This is a genomic window from Bacillus sp. UNCCL81 (genome assembly GCF_900112535.1).
GTDB classification, from domain to species: domain Bacteria; phylum Bacillota; class Bacilli; order Bacillales; family Bacillaceae_G; genus Gottfriedia; species Gottfriedia luciferensis_B.
Map to the genome: position 1 here is coordinate 341,421 of NZ_FOMF01000002.1, position 21,556 is coordinate 362,976.

At 31.1% G+C, this 21,556-nt stretch carries 22 protein-coding genes and 1 other annotated feature; of the genes, 17 read left to right on the forward strand and 5 right to left on the reverse strand.

Annotation, left to right across the window (positions count from 1 at the left end):
* Nucleotides 1-251 precede the first annotated feature (251 nt).
* The 9 genes from BM319_RS01820 to BM319_RS01860 all read left to right on the forward strand — a co-directional run bounded on the left by BM319_RS01820 (nt 252) and on the right by BM319_RS01860 (nt 8,091).
* A complete protein-coding gene (locus tag BM319_RS01820) occupies nt 252-1,061 on the forward strand; it encodes a basic amino acid ABC transporter substrate-binding protein (RefSeq protein WP_069032040.1) in 810 nt (269 codons plus the stop codon).
* Between the two features lie 63 nt (nt 1,062-1,124).
* The gene (locus tag BM319_RS01825; RefSeq protein WP_069032041.1) at nt 1,125-1,781 is read left to right on the forward strand and encodes an amino acid ABC transporter permease; all 657 of its coding nucleotides are present in this window, start codon (nt 1,125-1,127) and stop codon (nt 1,779-1,781) included.
* Nucleotides 1,778-2,500 carry an amino acid ABC transporter ATP-binding protein gene (locus BM319_RS01830; RefSeq protein ID WP_091021137.1) on the forward strand — a complete coding sequence of 241 codons (723 nt, stop codon included), beginning with the start codon at nt 1,778-1,780 and terminating at the stop codon, nt 2,498-2,500. The genes BM319_RS01825 and BM319_RS01830 overlap by 4 nt, the downstream gene beginning before the upstream one ends.
* 570 nt (nt 2,501-3,070) lie before the next feature.
* Entirely contained in the window at nt 3,071-4,000 is a 930-nt protein-coding gene (locus tag BM319_RS01835; RefSeq protein WP_091021138.1) for a D-2-hydroxyacid dehydrogenase, read from the forward strand.
* Nucleotides 4,001-4,259: 259 nt separating this feature from the next.
* The gene (locus BM319_RS01840) at nt 4,260-4,571 is read left to right on the forward strand and encodes an MTH1187 family thiamine-binding protein (protein ID WP_069032044.1); all 312 of its coding nucleotides are present in this window, start codon (nt 4,260-4,262) and stop codon (nt 4,569-4,571) included.
* Nucleotides 4,572-4,745: 174 nt separating this feature from the next.
* A complete protein-coding gene (locus BM319_RS01845) occupies nt 4,746-5,357 on the forward strand; it encodes a TetR/AcrR family transcriptional regulator (RefSeq protein WP_091021139.1) in 612 nt (203 codons plus the stop codon).
* A gap of 240 nt (nt 5,358-5,597) precedes the next feature.
* Complete coding sequence (locus tag BM319_RS01850) at nt 5,598-6,827, forward strand: MFS transporter (RefSeq protein ID WP_091021140.1); 1,230 nt, start codon at nt 5,598-5,600, stop codon at nt 6,825-6,827.
* Nucleotides 6,828-6,843: 16 nt separating this feature from the next.
* Nucleotides 6,844-7,731: a GNAT family N-acetyltransferase gene (locus tag BM319_RS01855; protein WP_091021141.1), complete on the forward strand. Its 888-nt coding sequence runs from the start codon at nt 6,844-6,846 to the stop codon at nt 7,729-7,731.
* Nucleotides 7,732-7,851: 120 nt separating this feature from the next.
* Nucleotides 7,852-8,091 carry a hypothetical protein gene (locus BM319_RS01860; protein ID WP_069032048.1) on the forward strand — a complete coding sequence of 80 codons (240 nt, stop codon included), beginning with the start codon at nt 7,852-7,854 and terminating at the stop codon, nt 8,089-8,091.
* 142 nt (nt 8,092-8,233) lie between these two features.
* On the opposite strand, the gene BM319_RS01865 is transcribed toward BM319_RS01860, so the two are convergent.
* Complete coding sequence (locus BM319_RS01865; RefSeq protein ID WP_069032049.1) at nt 8,234-8,923, reverse strand: LrgB family protein; 690 nt, start codon at nt 8,921-8,923, stop codon at nt 8,234-8,236.
* Nucleotides 8,910-9,317: a CidA/LrgA family protein gene (locus tag BM319_RS01870; RefSeq protein WP_069032050.1), complete on the reverse strand. Its 408-nt coding sequence runs from the start codon at nt 9,315-9,317 to the stop codon at nt 8,910-8,912. The genes BM319_RS01865 and BM319_RS01870 overlap by 14 nt, the downstream gene beginning before the upstream one ends.
* Before the next feature lie 162 nt (nt 9,318-9,479).
* Between BM319_RS01870 and BM319_RS01875 the strand changes: the two genes are divergently transcribed.
* Nucleotides 9,480-10,106, forward strand: a complete 627-nt coding sequence (locus BM319_RS01875; RefSeq protein WP_091021142.1) for a 3'-5' exonuclease — start codon at nt 9,480-9,482, stop codon at nt 10,104-10,106.
* A 226-nt stretch (nt 10,107-10,332) separates the two neighbouring features.
* Complete coding sequence (locus BM319_RS01880; protein WP_091021143.1) at nt 10,333-10,767, forward strand: ferritin-like domain-containing protein; 435 nt, start codon at nt 10,333-10,335, stop codon at nt 10,765-10,767.
* 399 nt (nt 10,768-11,166) lie between these two features.
* Here the strand turns inward: BM319_RS01880 and BM319_RS01885 are convergent, their stop codons facing one another.
* Entirely contained in the window at nt 11,167-12,600 is a 1,434-nt protein-coding gene (locus BM319_RS01885; protein WP_084006731.1) for a flavin monoamine oxidase family protein, read from the reverse strand.
* 1,712 nt (nt 12,601-14,312) lie between these two features.
* Here BM319_RS01885 and BM319_RS01890 point away from each other — a divergent pair.
* The 4 genes from BM319_RS01890 to BM319_RS01905 all read left to right on the forward strand — a co-directional run bounded on the left by BM319_RS01890 (nt 14,313) and on the right by BM319_RS01905 (nt 17,783).
* Entirely contained in the window at nt 14,313-15,077 is a 765-nt protein-coding gene (locus BM319_RS01890; RefSeq protein WP_069032054.1) for an exodeoxyribonuclease III, read from the forward strand.
* A 201-nt stretch (nt 15,078-15,278) separates the two neighbouring features.
* The gene (locus BM319_RS01895; RefSeq protein ID WP_091021144.1) at nt 15,279-15,896 is read left to right on the forward strand and encodes an NUDIX hydrolase; all 618 of its coding nucleotides are present in this window, start codon (nt 15,279-15,281) and stop codon (nt 15,894-15,896) included.
* Nucleotides 15,897-15,994: 98 nt separating this feature from the next.
* On the forward strand, nt 15,995-16,930 hold the full coding sequence (locus BM319_RS01900; RefSeq protein ID WP_084006706.1) for a serine hydrolase domain-containing protein: 936 nt from the start codon (nt 15,995-15,997) through the stop codon (nt 16,928-16,930).
* A gap of 235 nt (nt 16,931-17,165) precedes the next feature.
* A complete protein-coding gene (locus tag BM319_RS01905; RefSeq protein ID WP_069032056.1) occupies nt 17,166-17,783 on the forward strand; it encodes a rhomboid family intramembrane serine protease in 618 nt (205 codons plus the stop codon).
* Nucleotides 17,784-17,893: 110 nt separating this feature from the next.
* On the opposite strand, the gene BM319_RS01910 is transcribed toward BM319_RS01905, so the two are convergent.
* A complete protein-coding gene (locus BM319_RS01910) occupies nt 17,894-18,403 on the reverse strand; it encodes a hypothetical protein (RefSeq protein WP_091021145.1) in 510 nt (169 codons plus the stop codon).
* A gap of 149 nt (nt 18,404-18,552) precedes the next feature.
* Here BM319_RS01910 and BM319_RS24500 point away from each other — a divergent pair, with 149 nt between their 5' ends.
* On the forward strand, nt 18,553-18,705 hold the full coding sequence (locus BM319_RS24500) for a hypothetical protein (protein WP_165347078.1): 153 nt from the start codon (nt 18,553-18,555) through the stop codon (nt 18,703-18,705).
* Between the two features lie 67 nt (nt 18,706-18,772).
* Here the strand turns inward: BM319_RS24500 and lysS are convergent, their stop codons facing one another.
* The gene (lysS, locus tag BM319_RS01915) at nt 18,773-20,341 is read right to left on the reverse strand and encodes a lysine--tRNA ligase (protein WP_069032058.1); all 1,569 of its coding nucleotides are present in this window, start codon (nt 20,339-20,341) and stop codon (nt 18,773-18,775) included.
* 76 nt (nt 20,342-20,417) lie between these two features.
* Nucleotides 20,418-20,681: a binding site (T-box leader), on the reverse strand.
* A gap of 107 nt (nt 20,682-20,788) precedes the next feature.
* Between lysS and BM319_RS01920 the strand changes: the two genes are divergently transcribed.
* Entirely contained in the window at nt 20,789-21,457 is a 669-nt protein-coding gene (locus BM319_RS01920) for a DUF6944 family repetitive protein (protein ID WP_069032059.1), read from the forward strand.
* The last annotated feature ends 99 nt before the right edge of the window (nt 21,458-21,556 follow it).

Consider the following 21,556-nt stretch of genomic DNA (forward strand, 5'->3'; position numbering starts at 1 on the left):
GATTTCGACTAGAATTTTTTGAATGAAATATATTTATCTATAAATACATTAATAATATAAAACCTTATTTTAATAATCCTTTCAATTAATCTGTTTAATGGAGGGAATTGGCAAAAAATGACATAGTATTGCATATTTAAACAAGAATAGATATAATAATTAAAAATCTAAATATATAAAATATTCAATATATTTAATCTGCTCAGATATTTACTTACATAAATCAAAAATAAATAATTGGGGGTATTAAAATGAAAAAGGTTAAAAAACTATCGTTTGCATTTGCTGTGACGACAGCTCTAATTTTATCGGGTTGTGGTAAAGATGCGAAAACAAGCGGAACAGCAGACAAACCATTACGAGTTGTTACTGATGCTGCTTATGCGCCATTTGAGTATCTTGATAATGGTAAAATAGTAGGATTTGATGTTGATTTTACAAATGCAGTTGCGAAAGAAGCTGGGGTAAAGATTAAAATTGTGAATACTGGATGGGACCCATTATTTGCTGAAATTGGTGGCAAAACTGCTGATATTGGTATGTCTTCTATTTCGATCAATGCAGATCGTGAGAAAACATATGATTTTACTACACCTTATTTTCTGTCGATTAATAAAATTCTAGTTCCAGAAGGTAGTAGTATTAAATCAGCCGCAGATTTGAAGGGGAAAGTTGTAGCAGTACAAAATGGTACAACAGGACAAGAAGCTGTTGAAAAGATGTTTGGTAAAAACAATAAAAATCTAAAAAAATTCGAAAATAACAATTTAGCAATTTTAGAGCTTCTTAGTGGAGGAGCTGATGCAGTAGTTGCGGATAATGGAGTTCTCGAAGCATATGCAAAAAATAATCCAGATAAAAAGCTAGTTGTTATTGATGATAAAAATAGCTTTGAACCTGAATACTATGGCCTATTACTTCAAGATGGAAGTAAATTAAAAGGAAAACTTGATAAAGCAATTAAAGAAGTAGTAAACAATGGTACTTATGAAAAAATTTATAAAGAGCATTTTGGATCAGAGCCAGATCTTGAAACATTAAAAGCAGAAGAAAATAAATAGGAAATTAAAAATTGCGTAACAGGTATTTGTGTTACGCAATTTTATCTAAATGGGGGAAAAGAAATGGGATTTGATTTTGGCATTATAAAAGAATACATACCGTTTTTCCTTAAAGGAACTGGATTAACAATTGGCTTATCTTTTGCAGGAATATTCTTAGGTACGATCATCGGATTATTTATTGGATTAGGTAAAATGCAATCAAATAAATGGTTAGCACTACCTTTTGTTTGGTATATCAATTTCTTTAGAGGAACACCGTTATTTGTACAAATCTTATTAATACACTTTGGGGTAGTACCGTATTTTATAGGAGAGACAAACGCAATAGCGGCCGCAATCATTGCACTATCATTAAATGCAGCAGCATATATTGCTGAAATCTTTCGTGCTGGGATTCAATCAATTGATAAAGGGCAAATGGAGGCTTCTCGTTCCTTAGGAATGACACATGTACAAGCTATGAAACATGTTATTTTACCTCAAGCTATAAAACGTATGATCCCTCCACTTGGAAATGAATTTATTGTCTTAATTAAGGAATCTTCAATTGCAGCTATTATTGCTGCACCTGAACTTATGTATTGGAGTAGAGCAATGCAGGGGCAATATTATAAAGTATGGGAGCCGTACATATCTGCTGCAGTAATCTATTTAGTCCTAACATTAACGTTAAGCTTTGTTTTAAATCGCATTGAAAGAAGGTTGACTACAGGATGATTAAAGTAGAAAAATTAAAAAAATCATTTGGTTCACTAGAAGTATTAAAAGATATCAATATTACAATTCAACCACGTGAAGTATGCGTTGTAATCGGTCCTTCTGGTTCTGGTAAATCAACCTTCCTTCGATGTTTAAATATGTTAGAAACAATAACAGCGGGTAAAGTTTATATCGAAGACGTCGATCTGACAGATAAAAAAACAAATATAAATAAAATTCGTACAGAAGTAGGCATGGTATTCCAACATTTTAATCTATTTCCACATTTAACAGTTTTAGAAAATATTACTCTAGCGCCTAAAAAAGTAAGAAACCGAGCGAATGATTCTGCTAAAACGAAAGCACTTGAACTATTAAAAAAAGTCGGGCTTTCAGATAAAGCAAATGTATATCCTGACTCACTATCTGGAGGACAAAAACAACGTGTTGCAATCGCAAGAGCACTTGCAATGGAACCAAAAATTATGTTATTCGACGAACCTACATCCGCTCTAGATCCCGAAATGGTCGGAGAAGTTTTAGAGGTTATGAAACAACTTGCTAAAGAAGGAATGACAATGGTCATTGTTACACACGAAATGGGCTTTGCTCGTGAAGTTGGTGATCGCGTAATTTTTATGGATCAAGGCTTCATAGTAGAAGAAAACAGTCCAGTACAAATATTTGATTTCCCAAAACACGAGCGCACGAAAAGTTTCTTAAGTAAAGTTTTATAAGACAGATATTAAACAGATGAGGTTTTCCTGACTTTTTAAGGGAACCTCTTTTTTTATGAAAACGTAGATTTGGTACTCAGTAATTCTTCGGGAATCGCAAATAAGGAGTACAGCTGTGCAAATAAAAGATGAAAAGTTGCAAAATAAGGACTAACTGCAATTAAATTTTGTGAATCGCAAATAAAATTGGCAGAATAACAATTAAAAATGTCAAAACAGCAATTAAAATCAGCAAAACTGCAATTAAATCCTTACGAATCGCAAATAAGATTAAAATTTACCCATACCTGTTAGGGTATTATAGGCTGGTTACTGAACAAAAGTAGATTATTTTATATGGAAATCTAGCAAATATACCCTAATTCCGCTAAATGTTGATAAAAAACTGTTCATTATGAATTGAAAGGTCCAATAGATCGTCTAAAAAGAAAAGTTTTGTAGAGATACCCCCCAATAGATTGGGTTGAAAAGGTCTCGAATCCTATTTTATTACTCGAAGTGTTTTCTTTTCATTCTTTTCGGAATATTATGCTAAAATTTATTTAGGTACAAAAAAAGGAGTGTAGGACAGTGGAAATTCAAAGAATTTTAGTGACTAGCCGAATTCATCATAAGCTTAAAGATCTAATTGAATCTCATAATCTATCAAAAGAGTTTCGTTTTTTACCAGAAGATGAAGTAACAAAAGAGGATTATGAGTGGGCTGATACATTTGTTGGTTTTCGTCCAACACCAAATTTTGAATTTGGAAACATAAAGTGGGTCCATTCATTAGCAGCGGGCGTAGATAGTTTCATGAAAATTAACTGGAAAAATGACGTGCTTTTAACGCGAACGATTGATGTTTTTGGTCCAAAAATGAGTCAATATTGCTTAAGTTACATACTCCAGGATTCACAATTACATGAGCAATTTTCAAATTTACAGAATGAAAATAAGTGGGAATTTCATATCCCAAAATCTTTAGAAGACCAAAAAGTTGTCATTTATGGCACAGGAGAAATTGGAGGACATATTGGTAAGGTTTTATCTAGCTTAGGAATGAAAGTATATGGAGTTTCTATGAGCGGTAATCAAAAACAATATTTTGAAAAAATAGTTCCATTCCAAGAAGCAACTACAATTTTAGATCATACAGATTGGATTATTAGTGTTCTTCCGTCTACGAATGAAACGAAAAATATATTAGATATGAATACATTTAAACAGTTGAATAATGTAGGTTTTATCAATGTTGGTAGAGGAGCAACTGTATGTGAGGACTCTTTAAAGGAAGCTTTGAATAATGGGTATATACGAAAAGCTATTTTAGATGTTTTTGCTGTTGAACCACTTCCAGCAGATTCTGAATTTTGGCAAATGCCTAATGTAAAAATAACTCCACATATTTCGGCAATTACTTTACCAAATGATGGTGTTAAGTGTTTTGTTAATACACTTTCAACATTAGAAAATAACGAGAAACTAAGAAATGTAGTGAAAATCGAAAAGGGATATTAATTATATAATGTAGAATTGGTAGTATTTTCCTGATTATTGTCAGGAGAGTAAGAGTTAAATTTTTCATTTCACATTAAGACATTATAAATTTGCAGCTATGAAGGGGACTCGACGTAGTTGCAAATTTAAGGAATTTAGTATAAGTGCAACTACGTCTTTTTCCTCGCCTTAAAGCTCGCCAATCGTCGAGTTTTCATTATTATCGTAAACATGTTAGGATAGACAAGTAACAAGTTGATAAAAAAGGAGAATACAAAAAATGGCAATTATTGACGTTTCAATCGTACCAATTGGCACTGAAACACCTAGTGTAAGTGCGTATGTAGCAAATATACATAAAGTTTTAGAAAAGTATAATGGCGAAGTAAAATTCCAGCTTACACCGATGAATACAATTATTGAAGGCGACTTACCGTTATTATTAAAAGTTGTACAAGAAATGCATGAGGTACCATTTGAAAATGGAATTTCAAGAGTAGCAACGACTATTCGAATTGATGATCGTCGCGATAAGAAGAGCACAATGGAAGGTAAGTTAGCTTCTGTTCAAGCAAAACTTGAACAAAACTAATTTTAACTTGATAAAGTGACTTGATAGGTTTAACGACTTATCGTCACTTTTTTTTGTGATTTGATAATAATCGCGTGATTATTTAGAATATTCTATTGAAATTCCAAAATTTAGTTGATAAACTAAACTAATCAGTCAGTTTAAATATATTTATTGAGTAAAGGAAAGTGTTCAATGCCAAAAGTCTCAGATGATTACAAAGAACGCAAAAGAGAGAGTCTTCTTGAAAGTGCTTTAAAATGTTTTGGAGAAAAAGGATATCATACGACAACAATGGATGATATTGTTGCATATTCCAAAACGAGTAAAGGTCTAATTTATAATTATTTTAAAAGCAAGGAAGAGTTATATTTAACTTTAATGCAAGAAAGAACAGTCCAAACATTTGAAAAAATTAATCAACGATTTCAAAATATTAGTTCATCAAAAGATAAGTTAATAGAGTTATTTCAAATGTATAGTGAAATTTCTTTAACAGAAAAATGGCGAAATATGATTAGAGTTCACATGGAGTTTTGGATTAATTCAGCTAGGCATGAAAATCTACAAGCCATTATGATTGAAAGGTACAAAGATCAATATCGTTTATTTTTAAGTGATATTATTAAACAAGGAATAGCATCAGGTGAATTTAAGAAAACGATCGATCCTGATATTATTTCTAGTTTGTTTTGGGCTAATATCGATGGCATTTGCTTACATTATTCAGTTGTAGAAGAAGATGAAATTTACAAAGCACAATTTAAAGCTGCGGAAGAAATGATTATGTCTTATATCGTCATTTAAAATTGAAATTTTGGGTAGAGAAGGAGAATACTTTCCTACCTAAAATTTAAATTCAGAAAATTTTTTATGTTAAAAATAAAGCAAACAACATACACTGTTCATAGAATAAAATAAACTTAATAGTCAGTTTTAATTAGGAGGGAGGAATTACAATGAATTCAGTCCAAATTAGAATTATTTGTTTGTCTATTTATTAATAAGGGTGTGAATTTTTAATTTTGGTAGAATGAAGGGATTATAATGGGAAAGAAAGTCTATTTTTTATATACAAAAGCGTTCTCGGATATAGGCAGTATGATGGAATTGGTCATAATGAATGCAGTGATCTACTCGATGACGAAAAGCACATCATGGCTGGCTGCGGTTCTAGCACTTCGTGTTTGTGGTGGGATATTAACAAGTTTATTTTCTGGTGTAATTGCGGATCGATATAATCGAAGAAAGCTAATGATATTTAGCGATATTACTAGAGGAATAAGTATTCTTATCTTATGTATTTTCCCTTCACCTTTCATTTTTGCGATTGTAGCATTTGTCATTGGTGCATTAGGAAGTTTTTTTTCAGTTAGTTTTAGTGCAGATTTACCTCAAATATTTGGTGAAGAAAATATTTTAAAAATAAATGCTTTTATTTCACGCCTTGGTGCAATTAGTATGGTTATTGGATTTTTAGGATCAGCATTCTTATCAACGGTTGTAGATTATCGTGTAATCATTGGAATAGATGCTCTTTCCTATTTCTTATCCGCATTTGTTCTAATCTTTTATAAATGGGAAAATACGGTTAAAAAAGGTGTAAACAATCATTGGAAACAACTATTTATTGATTTGAAAGAAGTAAAAACATATGTGCTAATCAAACCACTATTAGTATTTGTATTCATTGTATTTCTATTTCAAACATTCTCAGCTAGCTCTCATAATGTCGGAGTACCAATATTAGCAGAAAAAATTAGCACAGAACATGCAACATTTTACCAAGGACTTATTTGGGGAAATTGGGGTATTGGAGGAATCCTTTCGACTTGGTTAATTCCAAAGTTCTCTTGGTTAAAAAAACATTATCTATTTATGTATTACGGAACTTCAGTTTTAACATCAATCGGATTCATTTTATTTTTATCGAATCAAATTTTATGGGTTGTATTTTTCTTCGCATTTTTTACAGGCTTTTTTGATAATGCAGCAGGTACTTATTTTTCAACGATGATTCAAAAAACCGATAATTCAATAAGAGGTAGAATCTTCGGAGTCGCAAATTTGTTAAATAGAGTTGGTTTTACGATCGGTTTTGTAGCTGCATCACCATTATTATCATTTTTATCAATGCCACATCTAGTTTGGTTGTTTCATGGTAGTCTAATTATTATGATTTTATGCGTAACTAGTTACTTACTATTTAAGAAAAAAATTGCTTTTAACTATGAGCAAATTCAACAAAATGAAAATGAACTCATCATTTCTAAATAAAAAAGGACGTGTTTAGATGGAAACAAATTTGAAGAAGAATATCGATCTAGAAAAAATAAATTATGTTAGATGTAGTGAAGTAGACGTTGAATTAGCATATCAAGCATTTTCAATAGGTTTTTCAGATTATATCGTTAAATTCAATTATACTAAGGAACAGTTTGTCAATTTGTTTTTCGGTCCAGAAGGTAACAAACCTGAGCATTCTTTCGTAGCAATTTATGAAAATGAAGCGGTAGGTGTGATTTTAGGCGGTATAAAAATGTATGAAACGATTAAAACAATGCGATGTGGAACTTTAGCTATTAGTCCAGATTATAGGGGGTTAGGTGTTAGCCAAAAATTATTTGAACTGCACAAAGAAGAAGCAGAGAAAAACGGATGTAAACAATTATTCCTAGAAGTAATTGTCGGGAATGATCGTGCAATTAATTTTTATAAGAAACTCGGATTTGAAAAGATTTATGACCTTTCTTATTTTTCTAAATCAGATTTAACAATTTTACAACAAATACAATCGGATCCTAGTACAGAAATAAATAAAGTTGAATTTAAACCATTCAAAGAAACAATTTCAAAATGGGACTATCATATAAACTGGCAAAATGACATTGATTATTTAGAAAAACTAACTAATTTTAGTTACTTTCTTGCTAGAGCTAATGATGAAAATGTTGGTGCTTTAGCAGTTAATGAAAATGGTAGAATTAGCGTCCTAATAATTGATAAAGTTTACCGTAATCGAAAAATAGCAACTACCTTATTACAATTTGCGGCAAGTGAACTAAATTTAAAATCTTTCTCAACCTCAATCCCAAATAACAATAGCCTTGAAGGTTTCCTTCAGAAACTAGAATTTAAGAAAGAAAAAATAGCTCAATACGAAATGTACAAAATGATTTAAGATAAGAAGGTAAGGGTGACAGTATTCTTAGCATAAGAATTTGTACTTTTGCCTATATGCATGGCCTTGCTCCTAAATGAGCAATTCTCCGTACATTAGATAGTATGGAGGTGATTTATAATGTATGATTATCGTCAACAAATTGAGCAACCATATTATCCATATTCAGGAATACCGCAACAAGAGGACGAAAGATTTTTCCCATTCTTCTTTCCGTTTTTATTTGGTGCAGCGGCATTTGGTCCATGGGGCTGGGGAAGACCATGGGGTTGGGGCCGTCCATGGGGCTGGGGAAGACCTTGGGGATTTTATCGTCCATGGGGCTGGGGCCGTCCATGGGGTTGGGGAAGACCTTGGTAAATTAAAAAAATATTGAATATGGTGTCTCATAGGTCATTGTACTTTTGAGACACCTTTTTATGTTTGGAAAAATACTGATCAGTGAAAATCATCTTAATTCAAAAAATATCCCACAAGGAAAATAAGTACCTTGTGGGAAGTTTTATTTCAAGATTAATTTTATGAAAAATGGAATAAGAATAGAGGCCAATATCGCACTAAGCGTCATTGCAATTGAACTAATTGCTTGTTCAATTTTTCCATATTCTGCTGCTTTTGCTGTACCTACTCCATGTGATGAGATACCATACGAAGCGCCAATCGCAACAGGGTGGTCGATTTTAAGTTTTGATAGAATAGCAGGACCAAACATTGATCCTGAAATACCAGCAATCATTACATATACAACCGTTAAAGATGGAATACCACCTATCATTGAAGTGATGCCCATAGCTAAAGGGGTTGTAACTGATTTTGCTGCTAAAGAAAGTAGGATGATTTTTTTTAATCCGAGCCATAGTGACAAGTATACACCTGAAAGTAGACCGACAATTGTACCAGCCATTACACTAACTATTATCGAAATGCAATGTTTCTTTAATGTTGCTCGATGCTCGTATAATGGATAGGCAAAAGAAACAACTGCAGGACCTAAAAGTAAATTAATCCATTTTCCTCCAAGCATATACGAGTCATACGTAATGTGAAGATTTACAAGAATTATGATAATAACTGAAGTAGAGGTAACAATCGGAATCAATAGCGAGTATGTGAATTTAGCGTACATTTTTTTAGCAAGAATATAACACAAAATGGTTAAGAGGATAAATAGTAAACTTTTAAAGTCCTTCATTCGTATCACTCCCAATTAATAAATCATTTGTTTGTTTTTTATGGGCTCTTGAAGTAAGATACGAACTAATGCCTGCAGTAATAGTAAATACAACTGCTGTACTAACTAATACTATTATAATCGAAATTAAACCGTGAAAATTTAAAATTGAAGAATAATTCATTATTCCAACAGTAGCTGGAATAAACAAAAGCGTTAAGTGCTTACTTAAAAAATTACTACCATATCGAATCCATTTTTCGTTAAAGAATGGTATAAATAGTAAACAAAATAATAACAACATACCAATAATACTTCCCGGTATAATTAGATGAAATTGCTGCTGAATGATATTTCCAATAAAAAATAATAAGTAAAGAAAGCTTATTTGAACAATTAATTTTACAAAATTCATTTTCAACATCCTTTGATTCTTACTAACTAATAAACTATTAATCTTATTATTGTACAATAAAATATGGCGAAAATGTGAACTTTTTTAGAGATTATAAAAATGCATCTTTTTATAAAAAAGATTATAATAGATTTATCATATAAATAGAGGAAGTAATAGAATATGAAATCATTTGTAGCGTTCGATTTTGAAACGGCAAATTACAATCGACATAGCATTTGTGCTGCCGGTTTTGTATTTGTTGAAGAAGGAGTAATTGTTGACCAAGTTTACTCACTAATTAATCCTGAAGAAGAATTTTATTCGATGAATATTTCTGTGCACGGAATTAGGCCAAGAGATGTACAAGATGCACCTCTGTTCCCAGAATTTTATGAAACGATTAAAGATAAAATTGAGGGGAAAACATTAGTTGCACATAATCTACCATTTGATGGATATGCACTAAAAGATAATTTATCAAGATATGGTGTACCTTCAGTTTCAAATAATTTGCTATGTTCATTGCAACTTGCTAAGAAGGTATTACCAAAACAATCTCGTTATTCATTAGATACTTTATCAAGGCAATTTAGTATTTTATTAGATCATCATCACCATGCATTAGCGGATGCGGAGGCTTGCGCGAAAATATTTCTGCATTTAACGAAGGAATATGAAATCTCATCATTTGAAGAGTTATATGAGAAAACTTCAATTTACCATGGGCAAATTCATCAGTTTGATTATCGTTCATCTTTAGTAAAACCGAAGAAAAGCAATAAAAGGACTAGGGTAAAGGCAGATTAGGATTAATTCCTTTTCTGTCTTTTTTAGTGCAATTTCTAATTGAGATCAGCTGAGTTCTGTGAAAGATAATTTGGAGGAGCCGTGTGCGTTAATAGCGCAAGCACGTTTTGGGATGGAGTTCAATTTACCCGTAAAGTAAAAAGACTCCTTTCTACTCGACTAGTTGAAATACCAATAATTTTTATTATAAGTGGCATAATAAGATTATACTTAAGAGGTGGTACAATTGGAAAAACAACAAACAATTAAGACACTCAACAAATTCTTGCAGGGTCAATATATGGGCATTCATGCATATGAACACTTTATAAAAAAGTTGCAACAATCCCCATTAAAAGACTCGGTTATTTCAATTCAGAAAGATCAAAAAAATCATGCAAACATTATTTCAGAGAGAATTCAGAATCTAGGTGGAACACCTGTAACGAGTGAGGGATTGGTTGGAAAAGTTGAAGGTGTGATCGGAAATTTAATTAATAATTACAATACAGATGAGGACATTATTAAACATGCGATTAAAGGTGAAAATCAATACGGGATAAAAATGACCGAGGACCTGGTACGTGATAAATTAGATGAAGAAAGTCTAAAACTGGTTCATAACATTCTTAATAAGGACCGTGAACATTTAGATTACCTAAAGTCACTTTTACATTCTTAGAAACAATCTCAATATAGTTTTGAAATACGATAATTGGATAATAATAAAAAGTTCCTTTTCATAAAAAGGAACTTTTTTTATGTTAATTATAAGTCTAGTTTTTATTTTGCTTTAAAAATAGCAATGGTTATGAAGTTCTGCTTGTGATTTATTTCTGAATAACCACATACAAAATTAATAAATTTAATTATTCACAAAATATTAAAAGTAAAATAGAAATTTTTTTAATTGCCTTAGAAAATACCTTCTTCTATCTTCTAAAATACATTTGACCAATTAACTACTTATTGACTTTTTAGACATACCGAAACAAAACAAGGTAAAAAATAAACACTGACTACTTAAGTAGTTAGTGTTTAACTATGTCTAAGCCATTCAAAAGTACGTTATGAATTTAAATTATAAATTATTAATTTCATTAGCGGTTCGGATTGCTGATTCGATTGCCCCTTGTATCCATCCAGGAGTAGAGGAGGCATGAGATCCTCCAAAATGTATTCTACCTTCGGGTGTGCTAATAAAAGGGCCAAGTTCTCTTTGTTGGTTTGGTTTATACATCACAAATGCTCCACCTGCAAATGAAAATTGCGTCCAACTTTGAGAATAACCTGCCAAAAATTCTTTATAAACTACATCACCAAAAATCATTGACAGATTAGCTAATGCTTTATCAATACGCTTATTATTTTTCATATGATCCCAAATTGCAGCATCATCTTCCCAGGTGTAGCTTGCTAACATAATTCCCGTTTTATAACCCATATCATGGCTAGGAAAATAGGAAAATTTGATAGGTAAATCGGTTGTTAGTTTTCCACCATACAAGCCAAACCTTTCCCAAAATTTTGTTCTGAACTGAATAGCAATTTTAGTTGAATCTGCATAATGCAATTCTCTTATAATTTTCCATTTTATATCAGATATAGACTCGTATGGGAAAATATCAACAAAGTTTAATAAAGAATAAGGGATTGTAGAGATAACATAGTCACATTCATACTGATTCTGTCTAGTCAGTATTTCATTTTCTGTGTGGATTGTTACATTGAAATCTCCTTGTATAATTTTGGTTACCCTTTCATTCAATATAATGTTGTCCCTCAATTGTGGTAAAAAAGCTCTTACGAGGTGATCAGTTCCTCCTGTAATTTCATAAAGCTTTAGATTCGGAGTTAAAAGTATTATAACTTCTCGTAATATAGCTGTAAATCCAAGTTCTGGAAAACCTTCCAAACCAACAATTGCTTTAATCATATCGATTGCACCGGTTGATAAAGAATTTCCTACGGGATTGTATTTCAAAAAATTTTCCATTGAATATTGATCATATTTGTCAATAATGATATCCCAGTTTTTATCTGGATCTTGATTTATAAAATCAATCACTGGGCCTATTGCAGATAACAGTAGCTCTACTGCCGTTTTTCCTTTTTCATGTGGGAGAACAGAATAGTTCAAGATATCTGGATTTGATTCATACGTTTTTTGATTTGTTAGTACATTATTAAGATAAATTAGATCATTGGGAGTACTATTAATAAATTCATTTACTTGTAAATGAAATTTATTTATTAGTGCAAATGTCAACTGATGAATTGAAGGGATACGCATAGCACCTAAGTCAACATAATCGTAATCAAGAAAAGGTTCTCTTCTTGTGTAAATTCGTCCACCAATTCTTCTATTTGCCTCAATAATTGTAACTTGGTGTCCAGCTTCTTTTAATAGTGAGCCACTTAATAGCCCTGATATTCCTCCACCAATAATTAATACTCGTTTTGGAGAATTCGTTTTAGTTAATCCATTTTGTATTATACTTACCATCTGATCCATCGAGATTTTTGCTTGTACCAAAGAATCCCACCTCTTCATTTGAATAAATAGATTGTCTATTAAAATTATTCATCTACGAGTTGAAGTAGAATTTTAACTATTTAATTTAAAAATTTATTACTTCTAAAATAAAAATAGCCCACTGAAGTGAGCTCTTAATGAGTGCATTTGTTGTCTAATCAATTTATTTCCATCAATTAAAGTAATATTTGTGTATGCGAGGACATCTTTTGTAAACCAGCTGAAGTGATGAAGTAACCACGTTTAATACGAAAGGCGCTCATTGCTTAGGTCGTGCAGTAGGCTATAGATTGATCTTTGCTACTCAATACCCTACAGGTGATACACTACCAAGACCACAGTAAAGCCAACCGCTATTTATTAATATTGATATTAAGTGAAGATGTTTTATCTCTCCTTTAAATCTAATGTTCGCTCTTTAACCAAGCTATAATACCTACTAAAACCATTAGTGCCATACAAATCCAACCCGACATTTCAACAACATGCATTGTATCTAAGTAGTCTAATACCTTATTTTTCATCAACATTCCTCCTCTTTTAGCTAAGTTATAGAATACGTTACCGTTTTTAACAATCAATAATTTAAGGTCTGAATTCATCGGATTAACTAATGAAAACTCAACATCTCATCCTAGTCGTGTAGTAAAATTTCTTAAATACTCTCTAATTATATTGAAATTTTAATTCTATAACTGTAGAGAAAATGTGAAAACTTTATATTCCTTTATTGGTAATCCTTGACTACGGGTCTATATAAATCAACGAATGTAATTGGTAGGTTATAACTTAGTCGAAATGTATGTCGATGAGATGAGTGGAACTAACATGATCATGCAATTTCACCCTTAGTACCAGGGTTATTGATGTAATTGATTCACTGAGGGATAAAGAGGTTTTTATCTACTATCAGAATGTGGGTCTTAATACTTAAGGTACAATAGAATGATGTTACAGATGTTACTCAACTTTTTTTGAAAATGAATCTTTAGACAGAAGTAATAAGATTAAATTTGAGCTGCGTGTCAAAGCAGCAGAGGGTAAATTACACTTATCAAATAGATTATACGGTTATTCATTTTCTACTGAAACTAAGGAAATAACTATAGTTCAATCTGAATCAATGTGGTAAAGAGAGTATTCGATTTATACGTAAATCATGGATAGCTAATACATTAAATAATGAATTGATACCTAATATAAGTGGGAAACGCTGGTGGCTAATGGTATTATAGATATGTTGTGTCAAATTAAATATACTGGTAACGCTTTTCTACTAATGTCTAGTAAGGGAGACGTAACCAAAGAACAAGGTTCAAGGAAAATTAAGGATATTAGAATCTTTTGTTAAACCGTTTTGTGAAAGTGAGTTACATAAAATACATAACAATAGGAAAAACGATTTAATTAAAATGATTGGTTACTCTATTAGTCTACTAGAGGACAAGTTAAATCGTATAGATGTAAATAAAAAGGCTTTACGAACTCGTATAACGGAGATAAAGACGAATGTGAATTCTTCCAACAGCTTATAGAATAGTCAGAACAGGTTAAGAAGGCTTCTCAAGGAAAATTGAACAACTTGAAGATGAACGCAGTAAACTTGAAAATGATTTACATTCATATGATGTTGCTTTTTTTACGTTCATCGTTAGTAAAACCGAAACCTAAACGTAAATTGGAGAAAAAATATGAAATTAATTTCTTGGAATGTAAACGGTATAAGAGCATGTGTGCAAAAAGGATTTTTAGATTATTTTCATGAACAAAAAGCGGATCTATTTTGTATACAAGAAACGAAGTGCCAAGAAGATCAAATAACGTTGGAATTAGACGGTTATTATCAATATTGGCATTCTGCAGTAAGAAAGGGTTATTCTGGTACTGCAATTTTTACGAAACATAAACCATTAAATGTAAGCTTTGGATTTAACGGTAAAGAAGAGGATCAAGAAGGAAGAGTATTAACATTAGAATTCGAGAAATTTTATATGGTAAATGTTTATACGCCCAATTCTCAGCGAGATTTAGCTAGATTACCAATAAGATTAAAATGGGAAGATGATTTTAAAAACTATTTAAATAAGCTCGATGAACATAAACCAGTCATCTTATGTGGGGACTTAAATGTCGCACATAATGAGATCGATTTAGCAAATCCAAAATCAAATCGTACGAATTCTGGCTTTACGGAAGAAGAACGTGGTAAAATGACAGCTTTATTAGAAAGTGGCTTTACTGACAGCTTCCGATTTTTAAATCCAACTAAAGAAGGTTCATATAGTTGGTGGTCTTATATGGCAAAAGTCCGTGAACGAAATATTGGATGGCGTATTGATTATTTTATTATTTCAAATAGACTTCAAAACGAACTAATAAATTCAGAAATACACTCTCACATAATGGGAAGTGATCATTGTCCCGTTGTTTTAACATTAGAAGACTCGATTATTTAAAAATAGACACAAAGATTTGAATTTCAGACTGATTGCAAGCGTTTGGCGGGCAGTCCGAAAGCTCTAAGGTTTTAGAGCTTTCTTTTTTTATATAGGCATTTAGTAAGTCAACTTGAAGTAATTGTGCGTAAACTAAAGTTAGGACAAATTATATAATTGTTTTGTAAACCTACCTAAAAGTAGAAAAGGATGTGGATTCCTATGAGTATGAAATGGTTAGAATGGGCACAGAGGATCCAAGCAATTTCTCAAGCAGGATTGACCTTTACGAAAGATGTTTTTGATAAAGAAAGATATGAAGAACTAAGACACATAAGTGCTGATATTTTAAATCATTATTCAGAATTACAAATTGAAGAAATCGAGGGATTGTTTCGTAATGAACGGGGGTATCCCACACCAAAGCTTGATGTTAGAGGTGTTGTTTTTAAAAATGGAAAGATATTATTAGTAAAAGAAAAGCTAGAAAATAAATGGTCTTTACCGGGTGGTTTTTGTGACGTTGGATTGTCAGCTTCAGAAAATGTAATAAAAGAAGTTTTTGAAGAATCAGGCTACAAAGTTGAAGTGAAGAAACTACTAGCAGTTTTAGACATGACAAAGCACGACCATCCACCTCATTCATATCACTACTACAAATTATTTATACAATGTGAAATTGTTGGTGGTAATCCATCAATTGGAACAGAAACAAGTGATATTGATTTCTTTGATAAAGAACATTTACCAGAACTTTCTTTTAATCGAAATACTACTTCTCAATTGGAATTAATGTTTGAATATTATCAAAATCCTAATAAAGAAGCTTGTTTTGATTAAAGATCATTTTAAAAATAGATATAATGTTAAATAAAACATTTTAGAGTTGCTATCGCAGCTCGATTTTGTTTTAAAGGGGCATTGAAAGGAGAAATGATTTGAAAACAAATTTAATGAACTATGTCACATTCGAAAATGAATTAAAAAAAGAACGCATTTCTACGTGTCTAATTTATCAAAATGGAGAAATTAAATATAATTTTTATAAAAATTTAAAAAGCGAAACAAAACTATTCAAAATTAATTCAGTTACGAAAAGTGTTTTATCGATGTTAATAGGGATTGTAATTGATAAAGGATTTATAGAAAGTGTTAATGTACCAATTTCTAAATTTTTTCCAAATATTGAAACGAAAAAACGAGACATTACGATCGAAAATTTGCTCACAATGACACCTGGATATGATTGGCAAGAGTGGGGAGAATGGGGTGGGCGTCCATTCCCAATGATTAATAGTAAAGACTGGATCGAATATGTACTAGAAAAAGAAATGGTTAATAAGCCAGGTGAAAAAATGATTTATGATTCGGGAGCATCTCAAGTATTAAGTGCAATTATTCAGATGGTAACGAATGAAAAACTATCTACTTTTGCAAAACGAATGTTATTTGATCCGTTAGGCATAAATGAGTTTATTTGGCATGAAGATTCAAAAGGAATTAATATCGGTGGATTTGGTTTAAGTTTAACAACAGAGGATCTACTAAAGCTTGGGATTTTAATGATGCAAAAAGGAAAATGGAATCATAAACAAATTATTTCAAGTGAGTGGATTGAAAAATCAACAAAAGCGAAGTATCATACATATCCACATGTTGGCTCATATGCCTATCATTGGTGGGTGCTTGAAAATAATCTATTAAAGGATCTTGATTCATCGATTTATTTTGCCATGGGTTATGGAGGTCAATTCATCATTATTTCACCAAAAAATCAATTCGTAGCTATTTTTACAAGTGCAAAATATATCAATACTTTTACCCCATTAAAAATCATTCAAAAATATTATCCTTTTATATTAACAAATGAATAGAGCCAAAAAAGAGAGGAAAGGTGGATACTTAGTCTAAGAATTCATTATCCAAAATGACGGCTACTTTTTCATTTAATCCTTTTAAAATACCCTTTAAACAGTAATTTCTATTTGCTTCTAAATTTTGTATGATTTTTTTATTTGAGAATAGGAATTTACTTGAAAAATGTCGAATTAAGTAATAAGTAAATATAAATAACAACTTGATAATAGCTCCAAGAAGGGATGAAGATTGATGTTTTTGGTGACAGAAGACTTCAAAACGTTTATTAGGAAATATCCAATCACAACAATTATGGTTGGTTTATGTACTATATTAGCGATCATTACGACATTTTTAGGTGGGTATACGATTGAAAATATCATCATTTTAGGTGGTTATGAGCACGAATTAGTAAAACAAGGTGAAATATGGAGACTTTTTACTTATGCATTTATGCATGGAAGCTACGCTCATTTTTTTATGAATATGACCTTTATGATTATTTTAGGTAGACCATTAGAAAGAGCATTAGGTTCAGTTAAATTTTTATTATTTTATTTAGTATCGGTTATCCTTACAGGACTTATTATTAATTTTAACTATACGCCTAATACAGTCGAGACAGGGGCATCCGGTGTAGGCTATGCTTTTTTAGGAATGTATTTATTTATTACCTTATTTAGAAAAAAGATGCTTTTTTCAGATGATCGGAAGTTTGTCATAACATTTTTAGGGATTGGTTTACTATCTTCATTAATTATCCCGTCGACAAGTTTAACTGGTCACTTGGCAGGTATGATTATTGGTTTTATAATCACTCCTTTATTATTAAAAAAAGGTGCAAGATTTCAAAACTCTGTTAATGTTTAAAATACATAGATGAAAAAACAATTATGTTTTTACTTTAAAAGAAACCTAGTTCGGAATGGACTAGGTTTCTTTTGTTGAGTTTTTATTTTGTTAGAGTGCTCATTCTTAATTTAAAAATCATATTGATCTATAATCCTGTCTGCAGTTTGACGGTTTCTACATAATTTGTAGAGATCATTAAAAAACCGTTCAACTTCATTAGGAGTACTCGGAATGGGTATTTCTACTTCAAGTGAACCAAATGCTTGTTTGAAATAAGCTTTTCGTTCAGCGTTTTTACCATCTCGTTTCAATGGATTATATTTCCAAATTAAAGAAAATTGTCCATCTTGCTCACGAATTTCTCTTATTTCTGCTGCAGTTGTAGATTTATTTTCAACATAGATGACTAAATAAAAATTTTCATTTCGATGCCAGTCGATTAAAAGTAAATAATAGCTTTCTTCTTCGACCTTTCTTAAATGAAAGGCTGAAACAATTGGTTTACCGTTTGTCCATTGTTGAAAATTTTGTAATGTATTGAAAGTTGTTGGTATTTCTTCAATATTAAATAAAGAATTATTCGAAACCATCCAATTTTTAATTTGATTTGAAATATTGATTGCAAATTCTTTTTTCATCTTCTACCTCAACTGTTAATTAAGTCCTTTTCATTATCATAACATCAAAATCAGCTTAATAAAATTCTTCTTGTAATAATCTACCATCTATAAGTTAAAGTCCAAATACTCATATTATTAATGATGATTTAACTAAGGAGGATTTTATAATGGCAAGAGGTAAAAGCTTTAATCATAAGAAAAAAGGTCATGAACCTACACATCCAAAAGGATCACTAGTTGCACCAGAAGACCGTAAACATGAAGATCGAGAAGAAGATTATATTGTGACAGAAGAAGCATTTAAAAATCGTATTCAATAAAAATTGATAAAGAAATGGGACTCGGATTTTATAAATCTGAGTCCATTTTTATTTTAATTACCTCATTTTAACTTTCGTTTAAGTTTAATAAATTGATTAGCTGATTTTTATTCACTACTTGAAACAACAATGGTATTGGTGGCCCACTTGTTCTATTTAAAACAAGCTGATAGATCATTTTGAAAAAAGTTTTTTGATTTGCTTTCATGATTTTTTTATCGTCATGATAACAAATCGAATATAATTCTTTCATTAATTCAGTTTGATCTTGGGGCTCGTTATTTAATAGATAGTCACATAAATTTTTTAACCAAAATTGCTGTTCTTCAGATAAAGAGTTATAAAATTCAATAGCTTGCTTTTCATTTATCATTATATTTTTATGTGGATTGTATTTTTTAATCCAATATTCAGCCTTATGACTAATTTTCTCTATTTCAATTGATGAGTAAGTTTCTTCATTATTAGCCATTATGTTTTTTAATAGATCTACATTGTAATTAACGAGAGGTAGGATACTAGCAATATGATTAAACTTTGGATATTTTTTATCAATTTTCCCGATATGTGCAAATTCGACCGATTGGCAAATATCTAAATCGTGTAAAGAGTGATCAATATAATTTGATTGATAGCGTTCAAATTCTGAATAATTTTTAATCACATCTTCATCTAGACCAATATTAAATGCTGCTATTGGTTTATATTTAGCAAACATAAAGAGAATCACTTCGGGTAAATAGACTTGCAATAACTCACCTGGAGTTATTAAATTACCAGAAGAGCTAGACATTTTTTGATTTTGTCCTTTTATTCCAATAAACTCATAAGGTGTATAATGAGGTGCATCATAGTCAAATATGGCTTTGGCAATTTCTTTTGAAACATTGTAACTACCGGTTTCAGATGAATGATCTCTTCCACCAGGTTCAAATACAACGTCTTCTTTCATCCACCTCATAGCCCAATCAATTTTCCAGTTTAATTTAATATTGTTTGCAACTTCTACAGATAATTGATTCGAAAATCCACAACGACATGTATACTCAAGAACTTTGCTCTCATCATTATATTTTGTAATTGAAGAATCATCTTTTTCGCAATTTTCACAGTACAGCGTAATTGGGTAAAAATTATTTCGTTCTTGTTCATTTGGTACACTTGTTTTGAACTTCATTAAAATATCATAAATTTCTTTTCTTTTTTCAATAGCATGTATAATGTCAACATTGTATCTACCGGATTTGTATTCTTTACTTTGATAGATAAACTCAACCTCAATTCCTAGTTCAGATAAGGAATTTTCAAATTCCTTTTCAAAGTGTTCAGCGAATGTTGAGTGAGAGCCAGATGGGTCAGGGATATTTGAATAAGCTTTCCCTATAAAATCATGATATGTTGGATCAAGATTATTAGGGACCTTCCTAAATCGATCAAAATCATCCCAAGAAAAGATAAATCTTGTTTTCTTACCTAAATTATTTAAAGCTTTCACAACAAAATAAGTTGTAATGATCTCACGAAAATTTCCGATATGAACCGACCCTGATGGGCTTATGCCAGATGCACAAACATAAGTTTCTTTATTTGGATATTTTTCTATTAATTCATTTGCGATTTTATATGCCCAATGCATGTTTTCACCTCAAAAATTATTTGTATTTAACCTTCTAATTGAAAATAAAAAAACTCCCACCCCCAAGATTTATCATCTTGAGGACGAGAGTTTGTTAACTTCGTGGTACCACCCCAGTTTATTGTTATGTTACCATACCAACCTTATTTAGGTACGGCACGAATGCTTATACCCTATCTCTATAACGGGAGAACCCGGCGTACCATCCCTAAAGTGAACTTTAGTTCCATACGAAGCTCCAAGTCTTTTTTCATAAAGTTTATTATTACTCCTTTTTCAGCAACCAGGAGCTCTCTGTAAATAATTTTATCTTTACTACTTTTCTCTTCATAGCTTTTAAATGTCGAAATATTAATTGTTATTATATTAATCAAAACAATATTAATTGTCAATTAAATTTAAAGTTGAATAAACTAATTTAATTACTGTTTGAATGGAGGTGCCAAATTGAGGGATTTAGTTGATGATTTACCTCTAATCGGTGCGTATTTTTTATTATTAGGTACATCAACGGCTGCTGTTGGTGTATCAAGTAAAAAAATCGTAAGTGAAAACTTTGGAAGAAGTTTATTCGCTAAAGGGAATGCAATTGAAGCATTTGGCAACTCCATACAAGCAATTGGAAGAGAAAAATTATATAAGAGAGTAAAAAATGAAAATGATAATGAAAAAGAAAAAGAATTTGAACTAACAATGATGATTGGTGCTTGGATTCAAGCAATCGGAAACGGTACAAATACATTTGCAACAAATTTAGAAATTGAAGGTTTGGAAAGGGAAGGTCACAAATTAAATGCACTTGGAAGCGTCATTCAATCAATAGGTGCTCAAATAGAAACAACTGGAGCACTGATCGAGGGGACGCAACTAGATAAAATTGAGGCTTATGGAAATCAATTAATCGGTTTAGGTGCTTTAATTGATGGTATTGGTAATGCTGCATTACTACGTGATAAAATTATTTTAGGAGATGATTTATTACTTGTCGGTAGTTGGGTTCAAGTGTTTGGAGCCATTTTAATAATTTATGCACTTCGCAATAAAAGAAGCGAATATGAAAAAGAACAGTTAGACTATCGATATGGTTATTATCCAAATAAACAGTTCGAATGGTAAAATAATAATTTTTTGTGAAGAATACGAAAAAAAGAAGGTATCTATTCGTTAATAGCAAATATTATTATTAAAATTATATTAAAACATTTTATTTTTCTG